This window comes from Bacillus sp. C28GYM-DRY-1, assembly GCF_030519405.1.
GTDB classification, from domain to species: Bacteria; Bacillota; Bacilli; order Bacillales; family Bacillaceae; genus Bacillus; species Bacillus spizizenii_A.
In genome coordinates this window covers 87,613-107,772 of the sequence record NZ_JAUMKF010000010.1, presented here as the reverse complement: position 1 = coordinate 107,772, position 20,160 = coordinate 87,613, and the positions used below count along the sequence as shown (strand labels likewise).

Annotated in this window: 23 protein-coding genes; 22 read left to right on the top strand and 1 reads right to left on the bottom strand. The window is 40.3% G+C overall.

Annotation, left to right across the window (positions count from 1 at the left end):
• Window positions 1-3 precede the first annotated feature (3 nt).
• From Q3W56_RS11740 to Q3W56_RS11655, 18 genes are all read left to right on the top strand, one after another.
• Window positions 4-459: an RNA polymerase sigma factor gene (locus Q3W56_RS11740; RefSeq protein ID WP_302895585.1), complete on the top strand. Its 456-nt coding sequence runs from the start codon at window positions 4-6 to the stop codon at window positions 457-459.
• 348 nt (window positions 460-807) lie between these two features.
• On the top strand, window positions 808-1,041 hold the full coding sequence (locus tag Q3W56_RS11735) for a hypothetical protein (RefSeq protein ID WP_046663735.1): 234 nt from the start codon (window positions 808-810) through the stop codon (window positions 1,039-1,041).
• A 41-nt stretch (window positions 1,042-1,082) separates the two neighbouring features.
• On the top strand, window positions 1,083-1,883 hold the full coding sequence (locus tag Q3W56_RS11730; protein ID WP_095252414.1) for a hypothetical protein: 801 nt from the start codon (window positions 1,083-1,085) through the stop codon (window positions 1,881-1,883).
• A 63-nt stretch (window positions 1,884-1,946) separates the two neighbouring features.
• Window positions 1,947-2,663, top strand: a complete 717-nt coding sequence (terS, locus tag Q3W56_RS11725; protein WP_144459311.1) for a phage terminase small subunit — start codon at window positions 1,947-1,949, stop codon at window positions 2,661-2,663.
• Entirely contained in the window at window positions 2,660-3,955 is a 1,296-nt protein-coding gene (locus tag Q3W56_RS11720; protein WP_302895584.1) for a PBSX family phage terminase large subunit, read from the top strand. The genes terS and Q3W56_RS11720 overlap by 4 nt, the downstream gene beginning before the upstream one ends.
• 3 nt (window positions 3,956-3,958) lie before the next feature.
• Window positions 3,959-5,491 (top strand): phage portal protein, encoded by a 1,533-nt coding sequence (locus Q3W56_RS11715; RefSeq protein WP_302895583.1) that lies wholly within the window; start codon window positions 3,959-3,961, stop codon window positions 5,489-5,491.
• Window positions 5,488-6,405 (top strand): phage head morphogenesis protein, encoded by a 918-nt coding sequence (locus tag Q3W56_RS11710; protein WP_302895582.1) that lies wholly within the window; start codon window positions 5,488-5,490, stop codon window positions 6,403-6,405. The genes Q3W56_RS11715 and Q3W56_RS11710 overlap by 4 nt, the downstream gene beginning before the upstream one ends.
• Window positions 6,406-6,449: 44 nt before the next feature.
• Window positions 6,450-7,355, top strand: coding sequence for a hypothetical protein (locus Q3W56_RS11705; RefSeq protein ID WP_302895581.1), 906 nt, complete (start codon window positions 6,450-6,452; stop codon window positions 7,353-7,355).
• A 156-nt stretch (window positions 7,356-7,511) separates the two neighbouring features.
• Complete coding sequence (locus Q3W56_RS11700; protein ID WP_302895579.1) at window positions 7,512-8,486, top strand: XkdF-like putative serine protease domain-containing protein; 975 nt, start codon at window positions 7,512-7,514, stop codon at window positions 8,484-8,486.
• A gap of 18 nt (window positions 8,487-8,504) precedes the next feature.
• Window positions 8,505-9,440: a phage major capsid protein gene (locus tag Q3W56_RS11695; protein ID WP_302895578.1), complete on the top strand. Its 936-nt coding sequence runs from the start codon at window positions 8,505-8,507 to the stop codon at window positions 9,438-9,440.
• Window positions 9,441-9,450: 10 nt separating this feature from the next.
• Entirely contained in the window at window positions 9,451-9,762 is a 312-nt protein-coding gene (locus Q3W56_RS11690; RefSeq protein ID WP_302895577.1) for a YqbF domain-containing protein, read from the top strand.
• A 3-nt stretch (window positions 9,763-9,765) separates the two neighbouring features.
• A complete protein-coding gene (yqbG, locus tag Q3W56_RS11685; protein WP_302895576.1) occupies window positions 9,766-10,161 on the top strand; it encodes a protein YqbG in 396 nt (131 codons plus the stop codon).
• Window positions 10,158-10,520: a YqbH/XkdH family protein gene (locus tag Q3W56_RS11680; protein ID WP_302895575.1), complete on the top strand. Its 363-nt coding sequence runs from the start codon at window positions 10,158-10,160 to the stop codon at window positions 10,518-10,520. The genes yqbG and Q3W56_RS11680 overlap by 4 nt, the downstream gene beginning before the upstream one ends.
• A complete protein-coding gene (locus tag Q3W56_RS11675) occupies window positions 10,517-11,020 on the top strand; it encodes an HK97 gp10 family phage protein (RefSeq protein ID WP_302895574.1) in 504 nt (167 codons plus the stop codon). The genes Q3W56_RS11680 and Q3W56_RS11675 overlap by 4 nt, the downstream gene beginning before the upstream one ends.
• 12 nt (window positions 11,021-11,032) lie before the next feature.
• A complete protein-coding gene (locus Q3W56_RS11670; protein WP_268320496.1) occupies window positions 11,033-11,470 on the top strand; it encodes a phage tail terminator family protein in 438 nt (145 codons plus the stop codon).
• Window positions 11,467-11,658, top strand: a complete 192-nt coding sequence (locus Q3W56_RS11665) for a YqzN/YkzM domain-containing protein (RefSeq protein WP_302895573.1) — start codon at window positions 11,467-11,469, stop codon at window positions 11,656-11,658. The genes Q3W56_RS11670 and Q3W56_RS11665 overlap by 4 nt, the downstream gene beginning before the upstream one ends.
• Window positions 11,659-13,059, top strand: coding sequence for a phage tail sheath family protein (locus Q3W56_RS11660; RefSeq protein WP_302895572.1), 1,401 nt, complete (start codon window positions 11,659-11,661; stop codon window positions 13,057-13,059).
• A gap of 2 nt (window positions 13,060-13,061) precedes the next feature.
• Entirely contained in the window at window positions 13,062-13,505 is a 444-nt protein-coding gene (locus Q3W56_RS11655) for a phage tail tube protein (RefSeq protein WP_095432540.1), read from the top strand.
• 369 nt (window positions 13,506-13,874) lie between these two features.
• Here Q3W56_RS11655 and Q3W56_RS21025 read toward each other — a convergent pair whose 3' ends face one another.
• On the bottom strand, window positions 13,875-13,961 hold the full coding sequence (locus Q3W56_RS21025) for a putative holin-like toxin (RefSeq protein WP_106610765.1): 87 nt from the start codon (window positions 13,959-13,961) through the stop codon (window positions 13,875-13,877).
• A gap of 157 nt (window positions 13,962-14,118) precedes the next feature.
• Between Q3W56_RS21025 and Q3W56_RS11650 the strand changes: the two genes are divergently transcribed.
• The 4 genes from Q3W56_RS11650 to Q3W56_RS11635 are packed head-to-tail and all read left to right on the top strand — an operon-like array spanning window position 14,119 to window position 20,159.
• The gene (locus Q3W56_RS11650; protein ID WP_095432541.1) at window positions 14,119-14,568 is read left to right on the top strand and encodes a phage tail assembly chaperone; all 450 of its coding nucleotides are present in this window, start codon (window positions 14,119-14,121) and stop codon (window positions 14,566-14,568) included.
• Between the two features lie 41 nt (window positions 14,569-14,609).
• A complete protein-coding gene (locus tag Q3W56_RS11645; RefSeq protein ID WP_095432542.1) occupies window positions 14,610-14,747 on the top strand; it encodes a hypothetical protein in 138 nt (45 codons plus the stop codon).
• A 2-nt stretch (window positions 14,748-14,749) separates the two neighbouring features.
• Window positions 14,750-19,507 carry a phage tail tape measure protein gene (locus tag Q3W56_RS11640; RefSeq protein WP_302895571.1) on the top strand — a complete coding sequence of 1,586 codons (4,758 nt, stop codon included), beginning with the start codon at window positions 14,750-14,752 and terminating at the stop codon, window positions 19,505-19,507.
• The gene (locus tag Q3W56_RS11635; protein ID WP_021480096.1) at window positions 19,500-20,159 is read left to right on the top strand and encodes a LysM peptidoglycan-binding domain-containing protein; all 660 of its coding nucleotides are present in this window, start codon (window positions 19,500-19,502) and stop codon (window positions 20,157-20,159) included. Before Q3W56_RS11640 ends, Q3W56_RS11635 begins: the two co-directional genes overlap by 8 nt.
• The last annotated feature ends 1 nt before the right edge of the window (window position 20,160 follow it).

Here is a 20,160-nt window from a genome sequence, read left to right as displayed (position 1 = left end):
TTCATGAATCGAAAAGAAATTGAAAATCTAATCAATAGCTATCACTGGATGGTGAAAGAGGTTCATCGATTGCAGAGGGTACTCTACGGTTCAGTAATTCCCATGAAAAATTGGGGCGTTGCACAATATGGATTAGAAGCAGCTATGCCAAAAGGAAGTCCCGGGAAGAGTCAGGCAGAATTGCGGCAAATGGATTTGAGAGAGGAACGTCTTTTCAAACGGCTCAAGGATTATGAGGAGCGAGTATATGCAGTTGAATTAGGGGCTGAAAAGATCAAAGGGGAGCAGCATAAAGTAATTTATGATTGCATGATGGAGGGGATGAGTTACCGTGCTATTGGCCTTCACCTTGGCATTTCACGGGAAACTGTACGCAAAATGAAAGACGAGTTGATCAGTCAATTATGCCAAGATTGCCACTTTGAGCCTTTGTTGAATCCGAAAAAATCTGTGGTGTAAAATGGGAGGCAGGTCGGCGCGGATCGTTTAATCATTCGCGTTAGAAATAAATTAAAAAACAAAAAACCTCTCTCCTAACGGAGAAAGGCATGAGCGATTGCAATCAAAATAGCGACTGCAAACTCTCGGGAAATTTTGATGTGGATTTCCATAACCACACCCCCCTCTAGGCGAGTAAGGATTTCGACTTGTTCGGATTAACCGTGAGAGCCGCGCTCACCTAGCTTACAAAAGCTTGGAATAATTTTAATATAAAAAAGGATTTATGTAATGCGTAATCGTTCGACAAATTCTGCGAAATATTCTTTGTCATAATCTCTTGCCGATATTAAGGTAGGGGGTGAAAACATGACAAGAACAATTAATGTTAATCAGCAACATTTGTTAGAACAGTTAGCAGGCGGATCGGTAAACCGTCAATGCACAATAGAAGCTCTAATTGATATTCTCATCGACAAAAAGGTATTTACTGAAGAAGAATTCGTTAAATATCAAATGCATCATTTAGAACAATCAGCAGATGAGCATTCTGCGGAGCTTTTAGGTATCAGTAAAGAAGATTACATAAAGAGCAGAAAATAATTAGGTGCCATAGAGTTGTTTGAAGTTGTAGGAGGAATTAGGTGAATATTTTAAAGCAATTGGTCTTTTACTTATGGGTTGTCATAAAAGCGATTTTTAAATTTTTGTTTGTACCATATCGAAATTTATCACTCAGATATGCTCAATATCTTTTATGGGAATTTTCAATAGGAATAATTTTAGCAATCATTTTCTCTCAATACAGAGAATCAATATTACAATATACAATGTTTATATTTGTTCATTTATTTTTCTTTTCAGCCTTATACTGGTGGCTTACTTTTATGTATTTTAGGAGAAACAAAAAAGGTAGTAAGTTAGAAAGAGATATTAAATATGAGGGGTTTTTACATGAGTATTCCGATATAAATGAAGTTATTGAAGCAGTTCATAATCTAAAAATAAAAATTATTGATTGGGCAAGAAATGATCAGAACAACGAAAATGATGAAAATGTTAAAATTGATGAAAAAAAAGTTTTGAAAAAGGTAAAGTTGCTAAGGATATACTATAAATCCAGCTCTGCCAAAAAAGTTCTAGAGTATTTAACTAATACATCGATTGGTATTATTTTAGGTTTAATCTCTGGTTTGATTTTGAAGCCAGAGGTTATGGATTTTATAAAAAATATTTTTAAGGACAGTTTCAATCATATTAGTGACAGTATCATTAATTACGTTAATGGTGGCACTCTACTTATTACAGGCCTCATGATTGTAAGTAAAATACTAGTACAAAACCACAGGGTTACTAGGATGTACCAACTTTACGATGAAGTATTGGACAGTGTCGTGGAAGATCTTGAGGAAGAATTAAAAACTGAAGATAATCTTGGCGCCTAGTAGGCGCTTTTTTCTTTGATTTCTCAAAACAACTCAATTCAAAGGAGGCAGCGATGGATGTAGATGATTGAAAAGCATTTACAGGCGTATAGGGATTACCTCAAAGGTATGAAATACAAGGACCTTGCCGAGAAATATGGAGTATCTGTGAACACCATTAAATCATGGAAACAGCGGCATGGTTGGCAAAGAAAAAAGGGTGCACCCTTAAAAAAAGGTGTGCACACAAAAAAAGTTGGTGCACCATTAGGTAACAAAAATGCATTAGGAAACAACGGAGGAGCACCACATAGAAATCAAAACGCTGCAACTCATGGATTTTACTCGAAATTCCTGCCAGAAGAAACACTATCCATCATGGAAGAGATTCAGGAGCGCTCACCTGTCGATATGATATGGGATCAGATACAGATTCAATATGCCGCAATTATAAGGGCGCAAAAAATCATGTTCGTTTCTGATAAGCAGGAAATGATTAAGGAACTGAAAAAGAAAAAGTCTGTGCTATCTGAGACTAACGAAGTCGAAGAGGAAGAATACGAATTCCAATTTTCTTGGGATCGTCATGCCACATTCTTGAACGCTCAATCTCGGGCAATGGCAGAGCTCAGGAACTTAATTAAACAGTTTGATGAATTAGCCCATTCGGAAGACGAACGACGCCTTAAATTGGAGCATATGCGCTTAAATATCAACAAGAAAAAATTAGAGATTGAAGAATTAACAGAAGAAGATAAACCTTTTGAAATCACCATTGTAAACAAGAGTGATGATAAATGATTAAACAAGTAAACCCTCATTTTAAAGAATTTCTCTTTGATTGGAATCAAAAGTTTCAGTTTCTCGTTGGTGGTTATGGATCATCCAAAAGCTATCATGTTGCTTTGAAGATTGTTCTGAAATTGCTCAAAGAAAAGCGTACTGCACTCGTTATCAGAGAGGTATACGACACACATAGGGACTCAACATTTTCTCTTTTTGATGAACTTGTAAGTGATCTGAAATTAGGTCAAATTGTTAGGTGCGTATCATCTCCAATGCAGATTCGTTTTTCAAATGGCAGCAGAATCATCTTTAAAGGGATGGATAAGCCAGCCAAACTGAAATCAATCAATAATATTTCGCTCATTTGGATTGAGGAATGTTCTGAAGTGAAGTATGAGGGATTCAAGGAGCTTCTAGGACGTCTTCGTCACCCGACTTTGCCGCTTCACATGATATTATCAACAAATCCAGTTGGAGAGGACAATTGGACTTTTAAGCATTTCTTCAAGGATGATAGGGAGAAGCGCTTTGTACTGGATGATAAGGAACTTTATGAAAAGCGGATAATCGTTAGCAACGACACCTATTATCATCACTCAACGGCAGATGATAATCTTTTCCTGCCAGAAAGCTATGTCCAGCAACTTGAAGAATTGAAGGAATACGATCCAGACCTTTACCGAATTGCGCGGAAAGGTCATTTTGGCGTGAATGGAATTCGGGTACTACCGCAGTTTGAAGAGCGACCACATGAAGAGGTTTTGAAGGAAATCGCTGATATTAACCGCCCTCTTAAACGGGTTGGTATGGATTTTGGCTTTGTGGAATCGTATAACGCCGTTGTTAGAGTTGCTGTGGATCACGAGAAGAAATATCTCTATATCTACTGGGAGTATTACAAAAATGGACTGACGGATGATAAGACAGCCGAAGAACTCAAGGAATTTGCAGAGACTAAGGAATTAATCAAGGCGGATTCAGCAGAGCCCAAAACAATACGTTATTTTCAGAAACACGGTTTCAATATGGTAGGTGCCCGAAAGTATCAAGGATCACGTCTCCAATACACAAAGAAGATCAAACGGTTCAAGAAGATCATTTGCTCTGATCGTTGCGAGAACACGATTTATGAACTAAAACCGCTCACTTATGCTACCGATAAGCTGGGGAACATCATAGAAGACGAGTTTACTATAGACCCGCATACACTATCAGCTATCTGGTACGCTCTCGATGATTATGAGGTAACTGATTTGAAAGAAGAATCTAAAGGAAGACCACAAAGATCAAGACCAGGAAGGAGGTAAAGCATGTCAAAACAATCTGTTAAAGCACGAGTGATCAAAGCCTCTCCACCTACTGAATCGACTAAACAAATTTATGAAGATGAATTTGCGGACAGTTATGACAGTAATATTTTACCGCCTCCGTATAACCTAAAGGAATTAAAGATGATTGCTGAGTATTCAACAATCTTACAGCAATGTGTTGATGCCTACAGGACAAATATTGTGGGCTTTGGATTTGATTTTGAGTATTCGTTTGATGTGAATTCGCCAGATGTGACAAATGAAGAAAAAATAGAAGCTGAAAGTGAATGGACAAAGCTTGAAGAGTTCGTTAAATATCTTCACTTTGATGAGTCAGCTGAGACTTTACTCGGATTTGTTATTGAAGATAGAGAAAAGACGGGCAATGGCTTTATTGAGGTCATTCGAAACGGTGAAAATAAGCCAGCCGGTATTGAATATATGGACGTTCAAAATGTTAGGGTTTGCAAACTGTCTGAACCAATCGAAGTTGATTTTACGTACTTCGAACAAGGACAAATGAAATCAATCAAAAGAGAGAAACGATTTCGTAAGTATGTTCAGATGATTGACGGGCGTATGGTTTACTTTAAGGAATACGGCGACCCACGAGTCTTAAATTTAGAGACAGGCCAATATGATGCACAAACTCCATTCGAAAAACGAGCAAATGAAGTGGTTCATTTCAAGATAGGAAGCGGTACTTATGGAAAGCCCAGATGGATTGGCCATATTGTTAATTTGTATGGTGCTCGTAAAGCTGAAGAGCTGAACTTTATGTACTTCAAGCAAGGTAGACATATTCCCGCTGCCATTACAATTGAAAACGGAATGTTGTCGGAGGACTCATACACACAATTGCAGGATTACATGAATGGGCTTGAAGGAGTGGAGAACGCACATAAGTTTCTTTTACTTGAAGCGGAAGGCATAGCGAAGGGGAAAAACATTCATGGTGATGAAGAGATTGCTCCCGTGAAAGTCGATATTAAATCACTTGCTGAGATCCTTCAAGAAGATGCCTTGTTTCTTGAATATGACCAAAAGAGCCGAGACAAAATTAGATCGGCTTTTCGTTTGCCTCCACTTTATACAGGTGAAGCTCAAGATTACAACAGAGCGACTGCAGATACAGCAAGGAAGATTACTGAGGAACAAGTCTTTCAGCCAGAAAGAAAATTAATCACAGGTAAACTAAATGCTTTATTTCTAAATGACCTTGAAATTCATAAGGTTCGTCTTATGTTGAAAGGGCCAGACTTTAGAGACCCGCTTGAGATTGCTAAGGTTTTAACACCGTTTATAACAGCTGGTGCAGTTTCTCCGAATGATCTACGTGATTTAGCTGGGAGAGTTCTTGGTAAGACGCTTGAGGAATGGCCTGAGGAAGAATACAATAGGCCGATAGGTAAAAATACAGCTGCGCCCGCTTCTGATCCTTTGGCTGCGCTGTTTAAATCTAAGACCGGTACTCCTGATATGATCGGGTTATTAAAAGATATGCGGGATGTTCTAGAGGATCTGAAGAGATGAACAAAACGGATAAGCTGTTGGAGAGTCTGAACGCATTCATTCTAAAAGCCGAGGAAAATCAGTATAAACAATTGGGGGAGATGGTACCTGATTTTCCTGGCAAATCTAATATACCCAAGTATGTGGAGGAATATGAAAAAGGCATCGCTAGATTACTCAGGCGCCAGCTTAAGAAGCTTTTAGATGGTCTTAAAGGTTTTGTAAGCAAAGACTCAAATGAGACGTTAGAAGCCCTTTTAGTGTTTTTTACGCAAAACTTATTTGCTGAGGATGATTTCGAGGAAGAATTTCAGGAACTGACTGAGGGGTTCCTGCAACAAACCATTGAAGAGCTGGCCGAAGTTATAATGGACTCTATAGATCCAGAAGTTCCTTTTAAAGTCTTGTCTAACCGTACGATTAATTGGATTAAGGATTGGTCAAAGAAGCTGGCTGAGATCATGAAGTTAAACACTCATGAAGCTGTGGAAAACGTGTTGACTGATGCTATCGAGAACGGATCATCTATACAGGACATTGAATTGACTCTCAAAGAAATGCCTCAATTTGATAGAGAGCGGGCCCGTACCACAGCCATTACTGAAGTGCTTGCCGCTTCCTCTGTCGCTCAGCATGAATCTTATGCGCAATCGCCGGCAGTAAAGAAAAAGAAGTGGCGACACAGTGGAGGGAAGAAAAACAACCCGCGTGAGAATCACATCAATCTTGATGGCACTGTAATTGGAATAGATGAAGAATTTCAGATACCAGGTAGCAGCGAGACTTGCATGTTCCCGAGGGATCCTAAACTTTCAGCGGGGGAGCGGGTTAACTGCCATTGTGTTTTATCGCCTGTGGTAGATAACGAGATTTTAGGATTATCAGCCGAGGAAAAAAAAGAGATTCGGAGAGAAGCCTTAGCAAACATGGAATAAAATAGTATAATTACCTCGTTACTAAAAAACGGAAGGTGAAGCGGTTGAATTATTATAGTCAGATCGCAAAGGTTTTTGAAGAAATGGAGAAGAGAAATAGTGAACTTCTTAAGGCCACCAGCATGTCCTCTCAGATTCATTCTCTTCACCGAAAAATAAATTTACCAAGAAAAAGATTTGAGTCGCTAATGGCACAACGTAAAGCGTTTGAAAAGATGGTTCATACTAATCACGCTCACAGAATTCAAAAGGTAATGAAGATGGCATCTTCTGCTAAAGAAATGACAATTCCAACATTTCCTAAAATCAATTTGCAATTGCCAAAGATTACAATTGATTATGCGAGAATTGAAAAAATTACATATCATAACTCTCGTCATGGATGGACTCTAACTGAAGAAATTCCAATACAATTTTATCTGGATGATGCATTCCTAGGTTGCGATCAAAAGGAATTAGATAATACCTTTGTGTCATATTATGAAAGAGATAACTATAAGCAACTTGACGGACTAAAAGAAGTTTTATTGGAAGGTCTAGGTGATAGGTGGAAAGAACTTATCGAGCACTCGTTTGAATTATATGTGGAAGGTGGATTTAGGATATCTATCCCTACACTCATCACAATTATTGAAGGTGAAATGAGCGAGTTAACGGAGAGTTTAAAAGTCGGGATGAAATTGATGAGTGAATTTAAAGACAAGATTGATGAGAGCGATAAATATTTAGCGATTGCATCGTATTCTATTTTTTATTTCTTTGAGGACAAGCTCTTCAAAACACATTTATTTGATGAAGAAAGACAGCCTATGATTAATAGAAATTGGATCCTTCATGGAAGAGATAATCCCCAACATTGGGGAAAAGCCGACGCCTTGAGACTTCTAAACACTTTAGCCACGATACAGTTTATAAAAACAATAAAATTTGAAGAAGTAGAAAAAGTGTAAATGTGTGTTTCATATAACTATACACACGGTATAGAAGCTCTAGGTTGAGCTGGGAGTTATAAAGGGATGTATCTGTCTTCTTTTTAAAATTTAGTACACTTCTAACGCCATTAAATCCTTAGTGGCGTTTTTAATATTTGGAAGGAGGTGAACAACATGCCAAGAGAATTGGTAAACGCAAAAATCACACATGTTTCTTATGTCGACAAGGCTGCTAATCAAAAGCAGTTCTTTTTTATGAAATCAGAAAAACAGCCGGACTTTCAAAAAGAGGTCAAGGTTCTTGCGAAAGAAGCAGACGAGCAGAAACTTGTTTACGGTATTGTTTATGAACCGAACACAGTGGACGCCCACGGTGATTTCATGACTGCTGCAGAAATTGAAAAGGCCGCTCATGGATTCCTGAAAGATGCCCGTAAAATTGATAAGCAACATGATTTTCAGGGTGGTGTTGGCGAGGTGGTTGAGTCCTATGTCGCGCCTGCCGACTTTTTAATGAATGGGGAAACTATCAGAAAGGGCTCATGGGTCCTCGTTACAAAGGCTTCTGAAGAAATATGGGAGCAAATCAAAAAAGGTGAAATTACCGGTTATTCAATGGCTGGTACAGCTGAGACAATCGAATTACAAGATGAAAAGCCCGTTTCTCAAGTGAAAACAGATGAGAAAGGGCTTTTTAATTTGCTCAAAAACTTTTTTGTTGGAAAACAACAGCAATCATATGAAGAGCCAGTTACAAAGGCGGGCAGAAAGTTTTCCGCTTCAAACCTACAAGAAATTAAGAATGCTCATGCTGCCCTTGGTAATTTACTAAGTCAGGTAGAAACAGAAGAGGGGGAAGAAGAAATGACTTCGGAGGAAGTAACGAAATCAATTCAAGCCGCTTTAGAACCGATTGAGAAGCGGCTGGCAGATCTAGAAAAAGAAGAAGATCCTAAAAAGAAAGATAAAGAAAAAACAGAAGAAGCGGCTGAAAAAGAAGCTGAGAAGTTGAAAAAAGCTATTACTGATGCTGTTCAACCGCTCGCTGATCGTATTGAAGCAATCGAAAAAAGTCGCGGAACATCTAAGCAAACTGAAGAATCAGGTTCTGAACAAGTTCAAAAATCAATCTGGTCAGGGTTGTTTTAATGTATAAGGAGGATACGAATGAGAAATCAAGAGGTTATTAATAAAGCAGAAATGACGCTTTCTACTTTAGAGAGCGGCGGGATTATGAACCCTACTCAAGCTTCAACTTTTATTCGAATGGTTCAAGATACGCCAACTATTTTAAGAGATGCGCGTGTTATTCAAATGGACCATGACACACAGAAAATCGAGAAGATCGGTTTTGGTCAGCGTATTTTAAGGGCAGCCCAAGAGGGAGTTGCGTTAACTAAAGATCAAAAATCAGTTCCATCAACTAGCACAGTTAACTTAAGCACAAAAGAAGTTATTGCTGAAGTTAACATTACCTATGACACACTTGAAAACAATATCGAAAAAGATGGTCTTCAAAATACAATTATGCAAATGATAGCTGAGCGTGCTGCGGTTGATATTGAAGAGTTGCTTGTAAATGGAGATACATCTTCATCCGACTCATATCTTGCACAATTAGATGGCATCAGAAAAAAAGCTACATCTCACATTGTTGATGCTGCAGGTGAGGAATTGACCCGGCAAACCTTTAAGCAAGGGTACAAAGCTGTACCTCCTAAATACTTGCGAATCCCACAGGAGTTCCGATTCTATACATCGCCTGGTATTGAGGTTGAATGGAAAGACCGTGTAGCGGATCGTCAAACGACCCTAGGGGATGCAGCTGTTCAAGGAGGCCTTTCTTCTGCTTTTGGTGTTCCTGTCAAAGGGATTGCGAACTTACAACCCTATACGATTGGAGAGGGAGATACAGCCACTGATGTTTCTGATATCATCCTTACTCATCCGAAGAATATTATTCTCGGATTCTCTCGTAACATTCGGATTGAAGTAGATAAAGACATCCGTCGCCGTATGTTTATCATTGTTTTGACAGCAAAATTGGATAGTGTTTTTGAAGAAGAAGACGCAGTAGCCAAGATTGTGAAAGTGAAGGAGTAGGTGGTCTGGCGTGTATACTGCAAAGCTTATTAAAGGCAAAACATACAATGTGATGGGAATAACCTTTCGAGCAGATGTCAGTCAAACAGTATCGAAAAAGATCTATGAGTATTTAAATGAAAATCCATATTTTGTGCTGGATAAAGATCTTAAGAATCAAAAGGATGATCCGATAAATTATACTGTATCGGAATTGAAAGGTATGAACAAAGCAGAGCATGAATCCATTATTTCTAATCTTGGTGGCAATCCGTCTGACTTCAAAAACGCAGATGAAAGAATTGCCTACATCCTTAAGCAAATAGATAACAAAGGGGAGTGACCTATGCTATTAATCACTCCCGATGAATTAAAGAGTTATTCAGTTTTTGAGTCTGTAAAGACCAGACCTGACGAGTTGTTAAAACAGGATATCCTTGAGGCTACTGCCGATATCATTCTTAAAGTTGGACATGATTTTTCAGATGCAGAGTATATTCCTCTGCCTGAAACGGTTCGACTAGCCCTATTAAAGTTGTCGCAGTTTTATGCTCTTATAAATGGCGACGAGTCAATTATTAAAGGATATACAACTGAAAAAATTGGTGACTATTCTTATACTCTAGGGGATGGCAGTTCTCTTCAAAAACCTGATGTGTATGCATTAATAAAAGATTATGTGAAACCGTCTGACCCTGATTTAGAAGGGATTGAAGCGAAAGTGCGGATGAGATCAATATGAGTTATCAATCTTTATTGACTCACAGATGCGACATTTACCATCTGCAGGAGAAAAAAGAAAAAAGAAAGCAAAAATTCGGGGTGCCGGTTGAAGATGTTCAACCGGTTTTTTCGTACCCTGATGAGCCGGACATAGAAAATCAGCCGTGTTATTTTACAGAAAAGAGTCAGTCCATTATCCAACAAGAACCGAATGTAGCTATTTATCAATCATTCCTTGTGCATTTCCCTGCTACTACTGATATTCGAGTAAATGACAGGGCGGTTTGGGATGGTACTGCTTATAAATTACAGAAGCCCCGCAAAGTCAGGAATCATCATTGGGAAGTTACGGCAGTGCGGGAGGTTGAATATTTGTGAAGATCAAAGGTCTTGATCAGTTCATTCAGTCATTAAACCGTGCTTCTCGTGGAGAATTGAAAGGGAAATACGAGGAGTGGCTTGAAGCTATGGGTTTTGAGTTCCTAGACATTATTCAAGATGAAATTATCAGGACGAAGACGGTAGACACACGCCGCTTGCTTAATTCCTTTCAGAAAGGTGACCAGGATAATATCTTTTCAATGACAAAAGGCAGCTTAAAGTTGGATGTTGGAACAAATCTGGAATACGCCCCATACGTCAATGACGGGCACTTTACTATCGATCCGTCTAAAAATCAGGATAGACGGTGGGTTCCAGGGCGGTGGAAAGGCAACCGTTTCGAATATGACCCTGCCGAAAGAAATTCCGGTATGCTGCTGAAGTTCCAATGGGTAGACGGTTCTGGCTTTTGGGATAACGCCATGGCTATATTTCAGTTGATGTTTGAGAGAAGCCTTGAGCGGAAACTGCAGCAATGGATTGATGAAAAATTTTAAGTCGGTGATGCCATGAATCAAGAGGTAGGTTCAATTATGGGCTATCTATACAAACTTTATCCTGTTCAAGTGTATGAAGAAGAAATACCGCAGGACTTTGCTGTTCCGTCTCTTTACTTTCCACCGGCTTCCACGGTCGATGGGACGGACACAGTATCTACGTTTCAGAAAGCCTATGTTTTAAACGTGAAACTATTTCACGAAAACGCACAGAAGGCTCATAACGAAGCAGAAAGGATTGCGGATACACTTAGAAGCAATAGAGGCATAATTCCGCTCATGCAGGAATCTGGCGAGGATACGGGGGATTTTATTCGGCTATCTCGAATAGAAACGCGGGTATCAGACGATTACGCCACCATTGTCTTAAACTGGACGAGCCGCTATTGGTATGAGCGGGAAGAACAGCGTTCAATGGATGGTTTTAAATTTAAAAGTGGGGTGAAATGATGGCCATTAAAAAAGAGAAAGCAGAAAATGCTTTTTATATTAAGGATTTGCGAGAGCACAGTCGAGAGCTCTTTGGGGTAAGACCCGAGGTGTTTGACGGTGCTCTTTTTCATGTTCATAAAACAAGTATTACAAAATCGGAAGCGAAGAAGTTGATTACCCAGTTTCTTCAAAAGGAGGTCAAATAGATGAACGGGGGGACTTTCACGCCCGGCAAGGAAAAAGAGCGTGCCGGTATTTACTTTAACTTCAAAACGACCGCGGAAAACCGTGTTTCTGCAGGAGAACGTGGAACAGTTGCGCTGCCGATAGCTTCCAGCTGGGGCGAAGTTAAGAAATTCATTTCTATCTCTTCCATCGAGGACTTGAATAAAAAAGTCGGATTAAATATCGATAATCCGTCTCTTTTACTTTTACGTGAGGCGATGAAAAAGGCAAGTACAGTCTTGCTTTATCGTCTGACGGAAGGTCTTCGTGCTTCAGCAGACATTAGCGAAGGTGTAAAGGCTACTGCTCTTTATGGCGGTACTAAAGGAAATGACATCATTATCAGCATTACAGAAAACGTTATTGACTCTTCAAAAGTGGATGTCACTACCTACCTTGATCAATCTGAAGTGGATAAACAAACAGTGTCTAAAGCTGAAGAACTTAAACCGAATAAATATGTCACGTTTACTGGGAAAGGAGATTTAACAGTTACTATTCCGTTAACCGGTACGGCCCCTGAAGATGTTAGCGGTGCTCTCCCTGCAACTTCCGGAATCCGCTTGTCAGGCGGAACAGACAAAACACCGACAAATGCCGATTATACAGCTTTCTTGGAAGCGGCTGAAACGGAATACTTTGACACAATCGCTTTACCTGTAGAGGATAACGAGCAATTAAAAGCAACGTTTGTTGCGTTTATCAAACGGCTGAGAGACAACCAAGGGCAAAAGGTTCAAGGTGTTCTATCAAATTATAAGGGAGACCATGAGGGTATTATCAATGTAACTGGTGGTGTCCTACTTGAAGATGGAACGGAAATCACTCCTGAAAAAGCTACTGCTTGGGTTGCAGGCGCAAGTGCTGGGGCTACATTTAATCAATCACTTACATTTGTAGAATACGAGGGAGCTGTAGATGTCCTTAACCGAATTGACAACGACGAAATCGTTGAACGATTGTCAAATGGGGAATTCTTGTTTACTTATGATTCTCGTGATAAATCAGTATCGGTTGAAAAGGACATTAATTCACTCACAAGCCTAACAGCAGAGAAAAATAAGATGTTCCAGAAAAACAAAATTGTCCGTGTACTTGATGCAATCAATAACGATCTGACAACTCAACTGAAAGCATTGATCAAGTCTCGAAAAGCGAGTGGCAGTGATGTTCCCGCTACAAATGACGGACTGCAGTTTGTAAAAACGCTAATTACTCAATACTTGAGTGTTCTTCAAGATAACGGGGGCATTACTGATTTTGATTCAGAGAATGACATTACAATTGCTCTGAATAATGATCGTGACGGCTTTCTGATTGATCTTGCAGTTCAACCGGTGGATGCAGCTGAAAAATTCTACTTTAATGTTGAGGTGAAATAGGAATGGCATTAAAAGCGCAAAACACCATTTCAGGTAAAGAGGGCAGGTTGTTTCTTAATGGAGAAGAAATGGCCCATATCAAAACTTTTGAGGCCAATGTGGAGAAAAATAAATCCGAGGTCAATATCATGGGCCGTCGGATGACGGGGCACAAAACGACTGGAGCAAATGGAACGGGAACCGCCACTTTTTATAAAGTGACTTCTCAATTTGTTCTTATTATGATGGACTATGTGAAAAAGGGGAGCGATCCTTACTTTACCTTACAAGCTGTTCTGGATGACGCCTCTTCAGGTCGTGGCACTGAACGAGTCACCTTGTACGACGTGAATTTTGATTCTGCGAAAATCGCTGGGCTTGATGTTGATTCTGAAGCATTAGAGGAAGAAGTACCGTTTACTTTTGAGGACTTTGATGTTCCTGAAAAGTTAAAGGATACGTTTTAAGAATAAACTGTAATACATTTCATGTAATGCATTTCAATCCTTCTTGAAAAATTCTAGGGAAACTAGTGGAATCCAAGAAAATCTAATACATTACCACTTGATAACGCTGTGATTAAGTGGTAATAATAATACAAAGACCTTTAGTATTGGTACTAACGTTAGTACCAATACTAAAGTTAGTATCAGTACTAACATCAATTAGATGTTGGTATCAATGTATTTCTTTCTTTAGAATGCATAAAATAAAAAAATACCGGAGTGCTGCAACACTCCGGCCTGTACAAATGCTGGCTCCTCATTGGAGCGCTGGCTATAGGTGTATTTAGATATGGACCTACCCTAGAAGTTTCCTAGGCCTCAAAGGGTGGTCTATTTCTTTTTGTCTATATACGTCAACAAGGCGAGAATAAACATTCCCGTTCCAAGCATTAAACTAAGCGCTTGAAATGTCGACATAGGCGTCACCCCCTTTCAGGGGATTTAGCCAGCAGACCACCTTTGAGTTAGCCGTGCAAATGTACAGGAATAATTATACACTAGACAACCATTTTTGTGGTTGTCTTTTTTTGTTGGCTTAAATCAATTGAATCTAATTTCAAAGGAGCTAATGGACATGAGTGAAAAACAAAACGAAAAAGTATACGATCTTTCATTCTTTATGCCAGGACAAACAATCGAAGCTGAAGAAGTAAAAGTGCCGATTTCTAAACGGTTTGTAGACAAAGAGGGCAACGTTGTTCCATTCATTTTCAAAGCAATTACGACTGAACGAATTGACGAACTTGAGAAAGAGAACACCACTTACAAAAATGTAAAAGGCCGCGGACGTGTAAAGGAGTTGGACAGCCAACGTTTTTATGCTCGCATTGCAGTTGAAACAACTGTTTACCCGAACTTTAAAGCTAAGGAACTACGTGAAGCTTATAAAACAGAAGATCCGGTGGAAGTTGCAAAACGTGTTCTTTCAGTCGGCGGTGAGTATGCGAACTGGCTAAACAAAGCAATTGAAATCAATGGATTTGATGATGATCTCGAAGATCTTGAAGAAACAGCAAAAAACTAGTAAAGGACGGGGACAAAGAGGCTGTATATCTTTATTACGCGATGCATGAGCTCAAATACGCCCCGTCAGAATTAAGAGAACTATATGAGGCACCGCGACAATTCAAGGCGCTCTTATATGGGTTTATCAGTTATAAGCTTGAGCTGTTAGAAAAAGAAGCGAAGAAGGGAGGAAATTAACTATGGCTAAACTAACAGCCACGTTTGAATTACATGATAAGATTTCCCGCAAGCTTCGAATGATACAAGGCAATGCTGAAAGACTTAAGAGGACCGCTAATGGCCCTCTAATTTTTGAGGCTGAAGACCGGACTGAGAGAGTTATGCGGCGGATTGACCGATCGGCCAACCGTTTGACCGGACAGGCTCGATCGCTTGAAGTGGATTTAGATGATCGAGTTTCGAATGGCTTACATTCTATACGCCAGCAAGCAGAGGATCTTACCGAGGGCAGCCATGAGATGACAGTTTCCGTAAATGATCAAGCTACACCACGTTTTCGTTTAATCCGTGGAGGTCTCTCTGATTTGAATCGCTCGCACGCTGAGCCAACTGTTTCGGTTCGTGATCATGCTTCAAACCAATTAGATGAGATCCGTCGTCATGTGTCCGATGTAGATAGCGAACATGCAGAGCCAACTGTTTCTATTAAGGATAGAGCTTCAGCAGCTCTGGACGCAATTGAATCGAAAATAGACAACTTGAAAGATGCTACCATTACTCTGGCAGTTGCAGGTGGTTTTTCTGCAGGTACAATTATGGGTTCTGGTAAAAGTACAATGTCTCAGGATGCTTATGTGTCAGCAACTTCAAACGTTAATAAAAAAGATGTTGCAAGAATGACGGATCAGATCTATTTCAACAATAAAGCGGGCAGTTCTCGGGAAGAAGTCAGTTTATCTCTAAGAAACTTATCGCAACAGACAGGGGCGTCTAAAAAAGCTCTGGCCGAATTGACTGAGTCGTCAAGTAAGATTGCCCAGCTTATGAATGCTGATCAGGCAGAGGTAGATCGTGCTTTCAGTTCAATGTATAACAACTTGAAATTGTCCGGGAAACAAAGCGGAGACTTAATTGCATATGTATATCGGAATGCCGGTGACCAAGCTGACGATTTATTGGACACGATGAATGAATACAGTTCCACCTTTAAAGACTTGAAGCTCACAGGCGGCCAAATTGCAAACGCCATGATAAAAGGAACAAAGGGTGGCGCCAGAAACTTCGATAACCTAGCCGATAGTATGCGTGAGTTTAACATCCGCCGAACCGAAATGTCTGATAGCCAAGTGGACGCATTTAAAACGCTGTTCGGAGCCAAGGAAACTAAGAAAATGTTCAAGGGCTTCAAAGATGGTTCAATAAGCGGTGAAGAAAGTTTATTTAGGGTGGCAAAAGCCCTTTCTAAAGTAAAAGACAAGACAAAGCGGGCTGCTATTGCGACTGAGCTTATTGGAACACAATATGAAGACCTCAAGCAACCGATTTTAGATATGGCTGAGGGTATTGGTACAAGTGCCAAAACAAGCGGTGAATTGGAACGCAGCTTTACGAAACTTCGGGATAATAACCCGATGACACCGGTTAATGATGCCATGAGAGATTTTGAAAGCATATCTAAGGATATGGGAACATCTCTGCTAACTGGATTAGGGCCGGCCTTTGATAAAATTAGCTCATTCATTAACAGTAAAGAAGGTCAGGAAAAACTTAAAGAGATCAAAAAAGATATTGCTGATCTTGGTGAGGAGATAGGTGATAAGTTAAACGTAGCCATTGAGTGGAGCGTCAACCATTGGGATGATTTGAAAACAGCGATTAAAGTTGTGATCCCCTCTTTAATTGGATTGATCGGTTATTTGAAAATACTACGTCCGCTGTTAAAAGGCATAGGTACTGTCGGAAGTGATGCAGCAGGCGTAATCCGAAAGCTAATTCCAAAACGTACTCCTGAATCTGCCGCTAACACGCGAAGTGAAAGGAGGAACAGAAACAGTAATCGTAATGCCAGCACAAGGAGCAGAGAATCCAAAACTGCCACAAGTCCAACGAGTTTACCTCGAAGCGGCAGCTTAACATGTTGCTGTTGTAGCGATGGAGGTAAAAATGATCGCATTCGTGGAAGACGAGGGAAAAGAGTTTTAGGTCGACGTGGTAATTCAACCCGAATGAACCCTTCTGACAGATCAATTACTGTGTCATCTGGACAAATGGAGAGAAGGCGTTCCAGTAGAACTGTGGGTACTAATCCAACCAGAGGATCAAGATCAGCAATAACCACAACTAGAACGGAGCTATACTCAGCTGGTAGAGGTGCAGGCAGTACATCGAAGTTCGGGAAAGTTTTAAGTCCTCTGAAAAGTGTTGGTAAGTTTACAAAGGGAGTTCCTCTATTAGGAACAGCGTTAGCGGTAACCGATTTAATTGGAATGAATAAAGACAATGTTGGTGAAAAAATTGGATCAGCTGGCGGTGGCCTTGCTGGAGCGGCTACAGGAGCAGCTATTGGCAGTGTTATTCCAGGAGTGGGAACAGCTATTGGTGGATTAGTTGGCGGTATAGCAGGCACCATGGGCGGCTCAAGTTTAGGTAAGGCGTTTGATGGTTCAGAAGTAAAAAAGAAACTAGACAGTACATTATTTGATCAAAAATGGTGGTCTGAAAAATGGTCCGGCATTAAGAGTAATGCGAAGACTTCTCTCAATGGGTTAAGTGATACATGGTCTAATGTAAAAGAAAAGGTGAAGTCTACTTTATTTAATAATGAATGGTGGTCTGAGAAGTGGTCTGGCGTTAAAACCTGGGCACAGGACAAATGGAATAGTGCATCATCTGTTTGGGAGTCCGTAAAGGGAAAAATAAAATCCACTTTATTCAGTGAGAAGTGGTGGTCAGGAAAATGGGAAGGCGTAAAAAGTTGGGCTCAAAGTAAATGGGACAGCGCGTCTTCTGTTTGGCAATCAGTTAAAGGAAAGCTGAAGTCCACTTTATTTAGCGAGAAATGGTGGTCAGGAAAATGGGAAAGTGTAAAAAGCTGGTCCAAAAATAAATGGGACAATGCTAAATCAATATGGAAAAGTGTTAAGAGTTCCATCTCAGAAATCCTTTTTAGTAAGAAGTGGTGGTCTGAAAAGTGGCAAAGTGTAAAGGAATTGGGAAGCAGTATTTTGGGCGGAGTAAAAGAAGTCGGTGGGAAAGTAGCTTCAAGTGCGAAAAAAACTGCTGGTAAAGCGTGGGGATATGTGAAGAGTGGCGTAAATTATTTATTTGGTACCGGAAAAGAAAAGCCAAAGAAACATGCTACTGGTGGTTACATTACGAAGCCAACAATATCTTGGATTGGTGAAGCAGGTAAAGAGTTTGTTATTCCTGTTGAGAATAATAAAGGTCGCGGCAAAATGCTCCTTTCTCAAGCTGCTTCGAAATTAGGGATGAGTGTTGTTGATGATATAGCATCTGCTTCATCTGCAGGAGGTGAACCAGCAACTTCCCCGCTAGTCCGTAGTGCGGCGGTGACTGCTTCTGTATCTCCTATTATTGACACATCCAGTCTTGATGAACAAGCAACATCATTTGGTCAACAGTTCACGAAGAGTTTTGATCAAGGAATTAGAGATAATGTTGTTTCTATGGAAGCATGGAAACAGAAAAACGTTGGACAGCCAATGAACAATTTAATCTCTTATTCTCCGAATTACGGAAAGCAAATGGTCAATGGTTATGCTAAAGGTCAAAACAGTACTTCAACCGGTACAGATGGCTTCTTGCAGACGAAGGTTAAAACACCATTCCAGAACACCGTAAATAAATCCTCTTCATGGGGAAGTGGAACGGTCAAAGGTTTTGCTTCAGGACAAAATAGTTCACAAACTGGTACTGATCAATACGTCAGCACTCATATTAACAAGCCGTTTATCCGCTCTAAAGAATCATCAAACGGCTGGGGAAGCGGTATGGTCGGTAATTTTGTTTCTGGCATGACTTCTAAGGCAAGTGAAGTCCATGAAGCTGCCAAGGAACTGGCGAAAAAAGTTGAGAAGGCATTTCGTGAAGAGCTTGATATTCATTCACCTTCCCGTGTCATGATGAGTCTCGGTCGTTTTGCCTCTATTGGTATTGTAAAAGGTCTGGATTCAGTTGATGTGAAAAAGTTTGCTGAAAAACAAGCAGGTTCACTAGCTGCTGCTTATTCCGGAATGGGGGCAGTAAGCGGAAATGTGAAGCAATGGCTTATGGCCGCTATCATGGCCACAAAGACACCAATGAGCTGGCTTCCAGGGCTAATGACAATTGCTCAGCATGAGTCAGGGGGTAATCCGAAGGCAATCAACTTATGGGATAGTAATGCGAAAGCAGGGCATCCATCTCAGGGACTCATGCAGACAATCCCAAGTACCTTCAACGCACACAAATTGCCGGGCATGAATAACATTCTTAACCCGATTCACAACGCTGCTGCTGCGATTGGCTATATCAAAAGCAGATATGGATCTATTAATAATGTACCAGGCATTAGAAGCATGAGGCACGGAGGTCCATATGTTGGCTACGCTAACGGAGGACTTATTACCAAAGAGCAGATTGCACGTGTCGGTGAAGGAAACAAACGGGAATGGATCATTCCAGAGGAGCGAGGTATCCGTGGACGTTATCTGTTAGCACAAGCAGCTAAGGCACTCGGAATGGAAGTAACAGACCCATCTAAAAACGGGCAAACTGAATTATCTTCCGGTCAGGTAACAGCTGCCACAACGGGTCGTAATCAAACAACGTTTACAGCTGCAGGCGGCAAAGAGGTCATTATTCAGTTTAATGGCGATCAGCATTTTCACAATGACCAAGACATGAACAGTCTTGTAGCTAAGATTAAGCAGGCCCTTGTCGATGAGCTTGAACAGGATATCAACATTGGAACGAAGGGAGTCGTTGCTTTTGACTAAATCCATATATGAATTCTGGATCTCACAAGGGAAGGACAAGCTGCGGCTTCCGGTCCTTCCTGAACAAATTGATATATCCAACACAATTCAAAATGAATCAGTAAAAGTGGCTAGTTTTGGGGAGATCACTTTTATTGATAAACCGGGAGCGAAAGAAATTTCGTTCTCTTCTTTTTTTCCAAAGAAACATAGCCCGCTTGCTGAGTATAAAGGATTTCCTTCTCCTGAAAATGCTATTGCAAAGATCGAGAAATGGGTGAAATCTAAAAAGCCGGTTCAATTCTTAATTACTGGAACGAAAATTAATTTAACTTGCAGTATCGAGGTTTTTTCTTATAGCGAGGGCCAAAAAGATATAGGTGATCGTGATTATGAAATAAAGCTGAAGGAATACAAAACTGCTTCGCCGCGGAAGATCAAGCAGAAGAAAAAGACGAAGAAGAAACGGCCATCTAAATCAGCTCCTAAAACGTACACCGTTAAGAAAGGCGATACACTGTGGGACCTTGCCGGCAAATTTTATGGAGACAGCACAAAATGGCGCAAGATCTGGAACGTCAATAAAAAGGCTATGATCAAACGAAGCAAACGGAATATCAGACAGCCAGGACACTGGATCTTTCCTGGGCAAAAATTAAAGATACCGCAGTAAG

Coding starts and splice junctions, on each gene's coding strand:
- Q3W56_RS11700 (WP_302895579.1), top strand. CDS start 7,512: ATGCCAAGAGAATTGGTAAACGCAAAAATCACACATGTTTCTTATGTC.
- Q3W56_RS11640 (WP_302895571.1), top strand. CDS start 14,750: ATGGCTAAACTAACAGCCACGTTTGAATTACATGATAAGATTTCCCGC.
- Q3W56_RS11695 (WP_302895578.1), top strand. CDS start 8,505: ATGAGAAATCAAGAGGTTATTAATAAAGCAGAAATGACGCTTTCTACT.
- Q3W56_RS11735 (WP_046663735.1), top strand. CDS start 808: ATGACAAGAACAATTAATGTTAATCAGCAACATTTGTTAGAACAGTTA.
- yqbG (WP_302895576.1), top strand. CDS start 9,766: ATGCTATTAATCACTCCCGATGAATTAAAGAGTTATTCAGTTTTTGAG.
- Q3W56_RS11740 (WP_302895585.1), top strand. CDS start 4: ATGAATCGAAAAGAAATTGAAAATCTAATCAATAGCTATCACTGGATG.
- Q3W56_RS11655 (WP_095432540.1), top strand. CDS start 13,062: ATGGCATTAAAAGCGCAAAACACCATTTCAGGTAAAGAGGGCAGGTTG.
- Q3W56_RS11720 (WP_302895584.1), top strand. CDS start 2,660: ATGATTAAACAAGTAAACCCTCATTTTAAAGAATTTCTCTTTGATTGG.
- Q3W56_RS11665 (WP_302895573.1), top strand. CDS start 11,467: ATGATGGCCATTAAAAAAGAGAAAGCAGAAAATGCTTTTTATATTAAG.
- Q3W56_RS11645 (WP_095432542.1), top strand. CDS start 14,610: ATGCATGAGCTCAAATACGCCCCGTCAGAATTAAGAGAACTATATGAG.
- Q3W56_RS11660 (WP_302895572.1), top strand. CDS start 11,659: ATGAACGGGGGGACTTTCACGCCCGGCAAGGAAAAAGAGCGTGCCGGT.
- Q3W56_RS11670 (WP_268320496.1), top strand. CDS start 11,033: ATGAATCAAGAGGTAGGTTCAATTATGGGCTATCTATACAAACTTTAT.
- Q3W56_RS11715 (WP_302895583.1), top strand. CDS start 3,959: ATGTCAAAACAATCTGTTAAAGCACGAGTGATCAAAGCCTCTCCACCT.
- Q3W56_RS11710 (WP_302895582.1), top strand. CDS start 5,488: ATGAACAAAACGGATAAGCTGTTGGAGAGTCTGAACGCATTCATTCTA.
- Q3W56_RS21025 (WP_106610765.1), bottom strand. CDS start 13,961: ATGTCGACATTTCAAGCGCTTAGTTTAATGCTTGGAACGGGAATGTTT.
- Q3W56_RS11680 (WP_302895575.1), top strand. CDS start 10,158: ATGAGTTATCAATCTTTATTGACTCACAGATGCGACATTTACCATCTG.
- Q3W56_RS11650 (WP_095432541.1), top strand. CDS start 14,119: ATGAGTGAAAAACAAAACGAAAAAGTATACGATCTTTCATTCTTTATG.
- terS (WP_144459311.1), top strand. CDS start 1,947: ATGATTGAAAAGCATTTACAGGCGTATAGGGATTACCTCAAAGGTATG.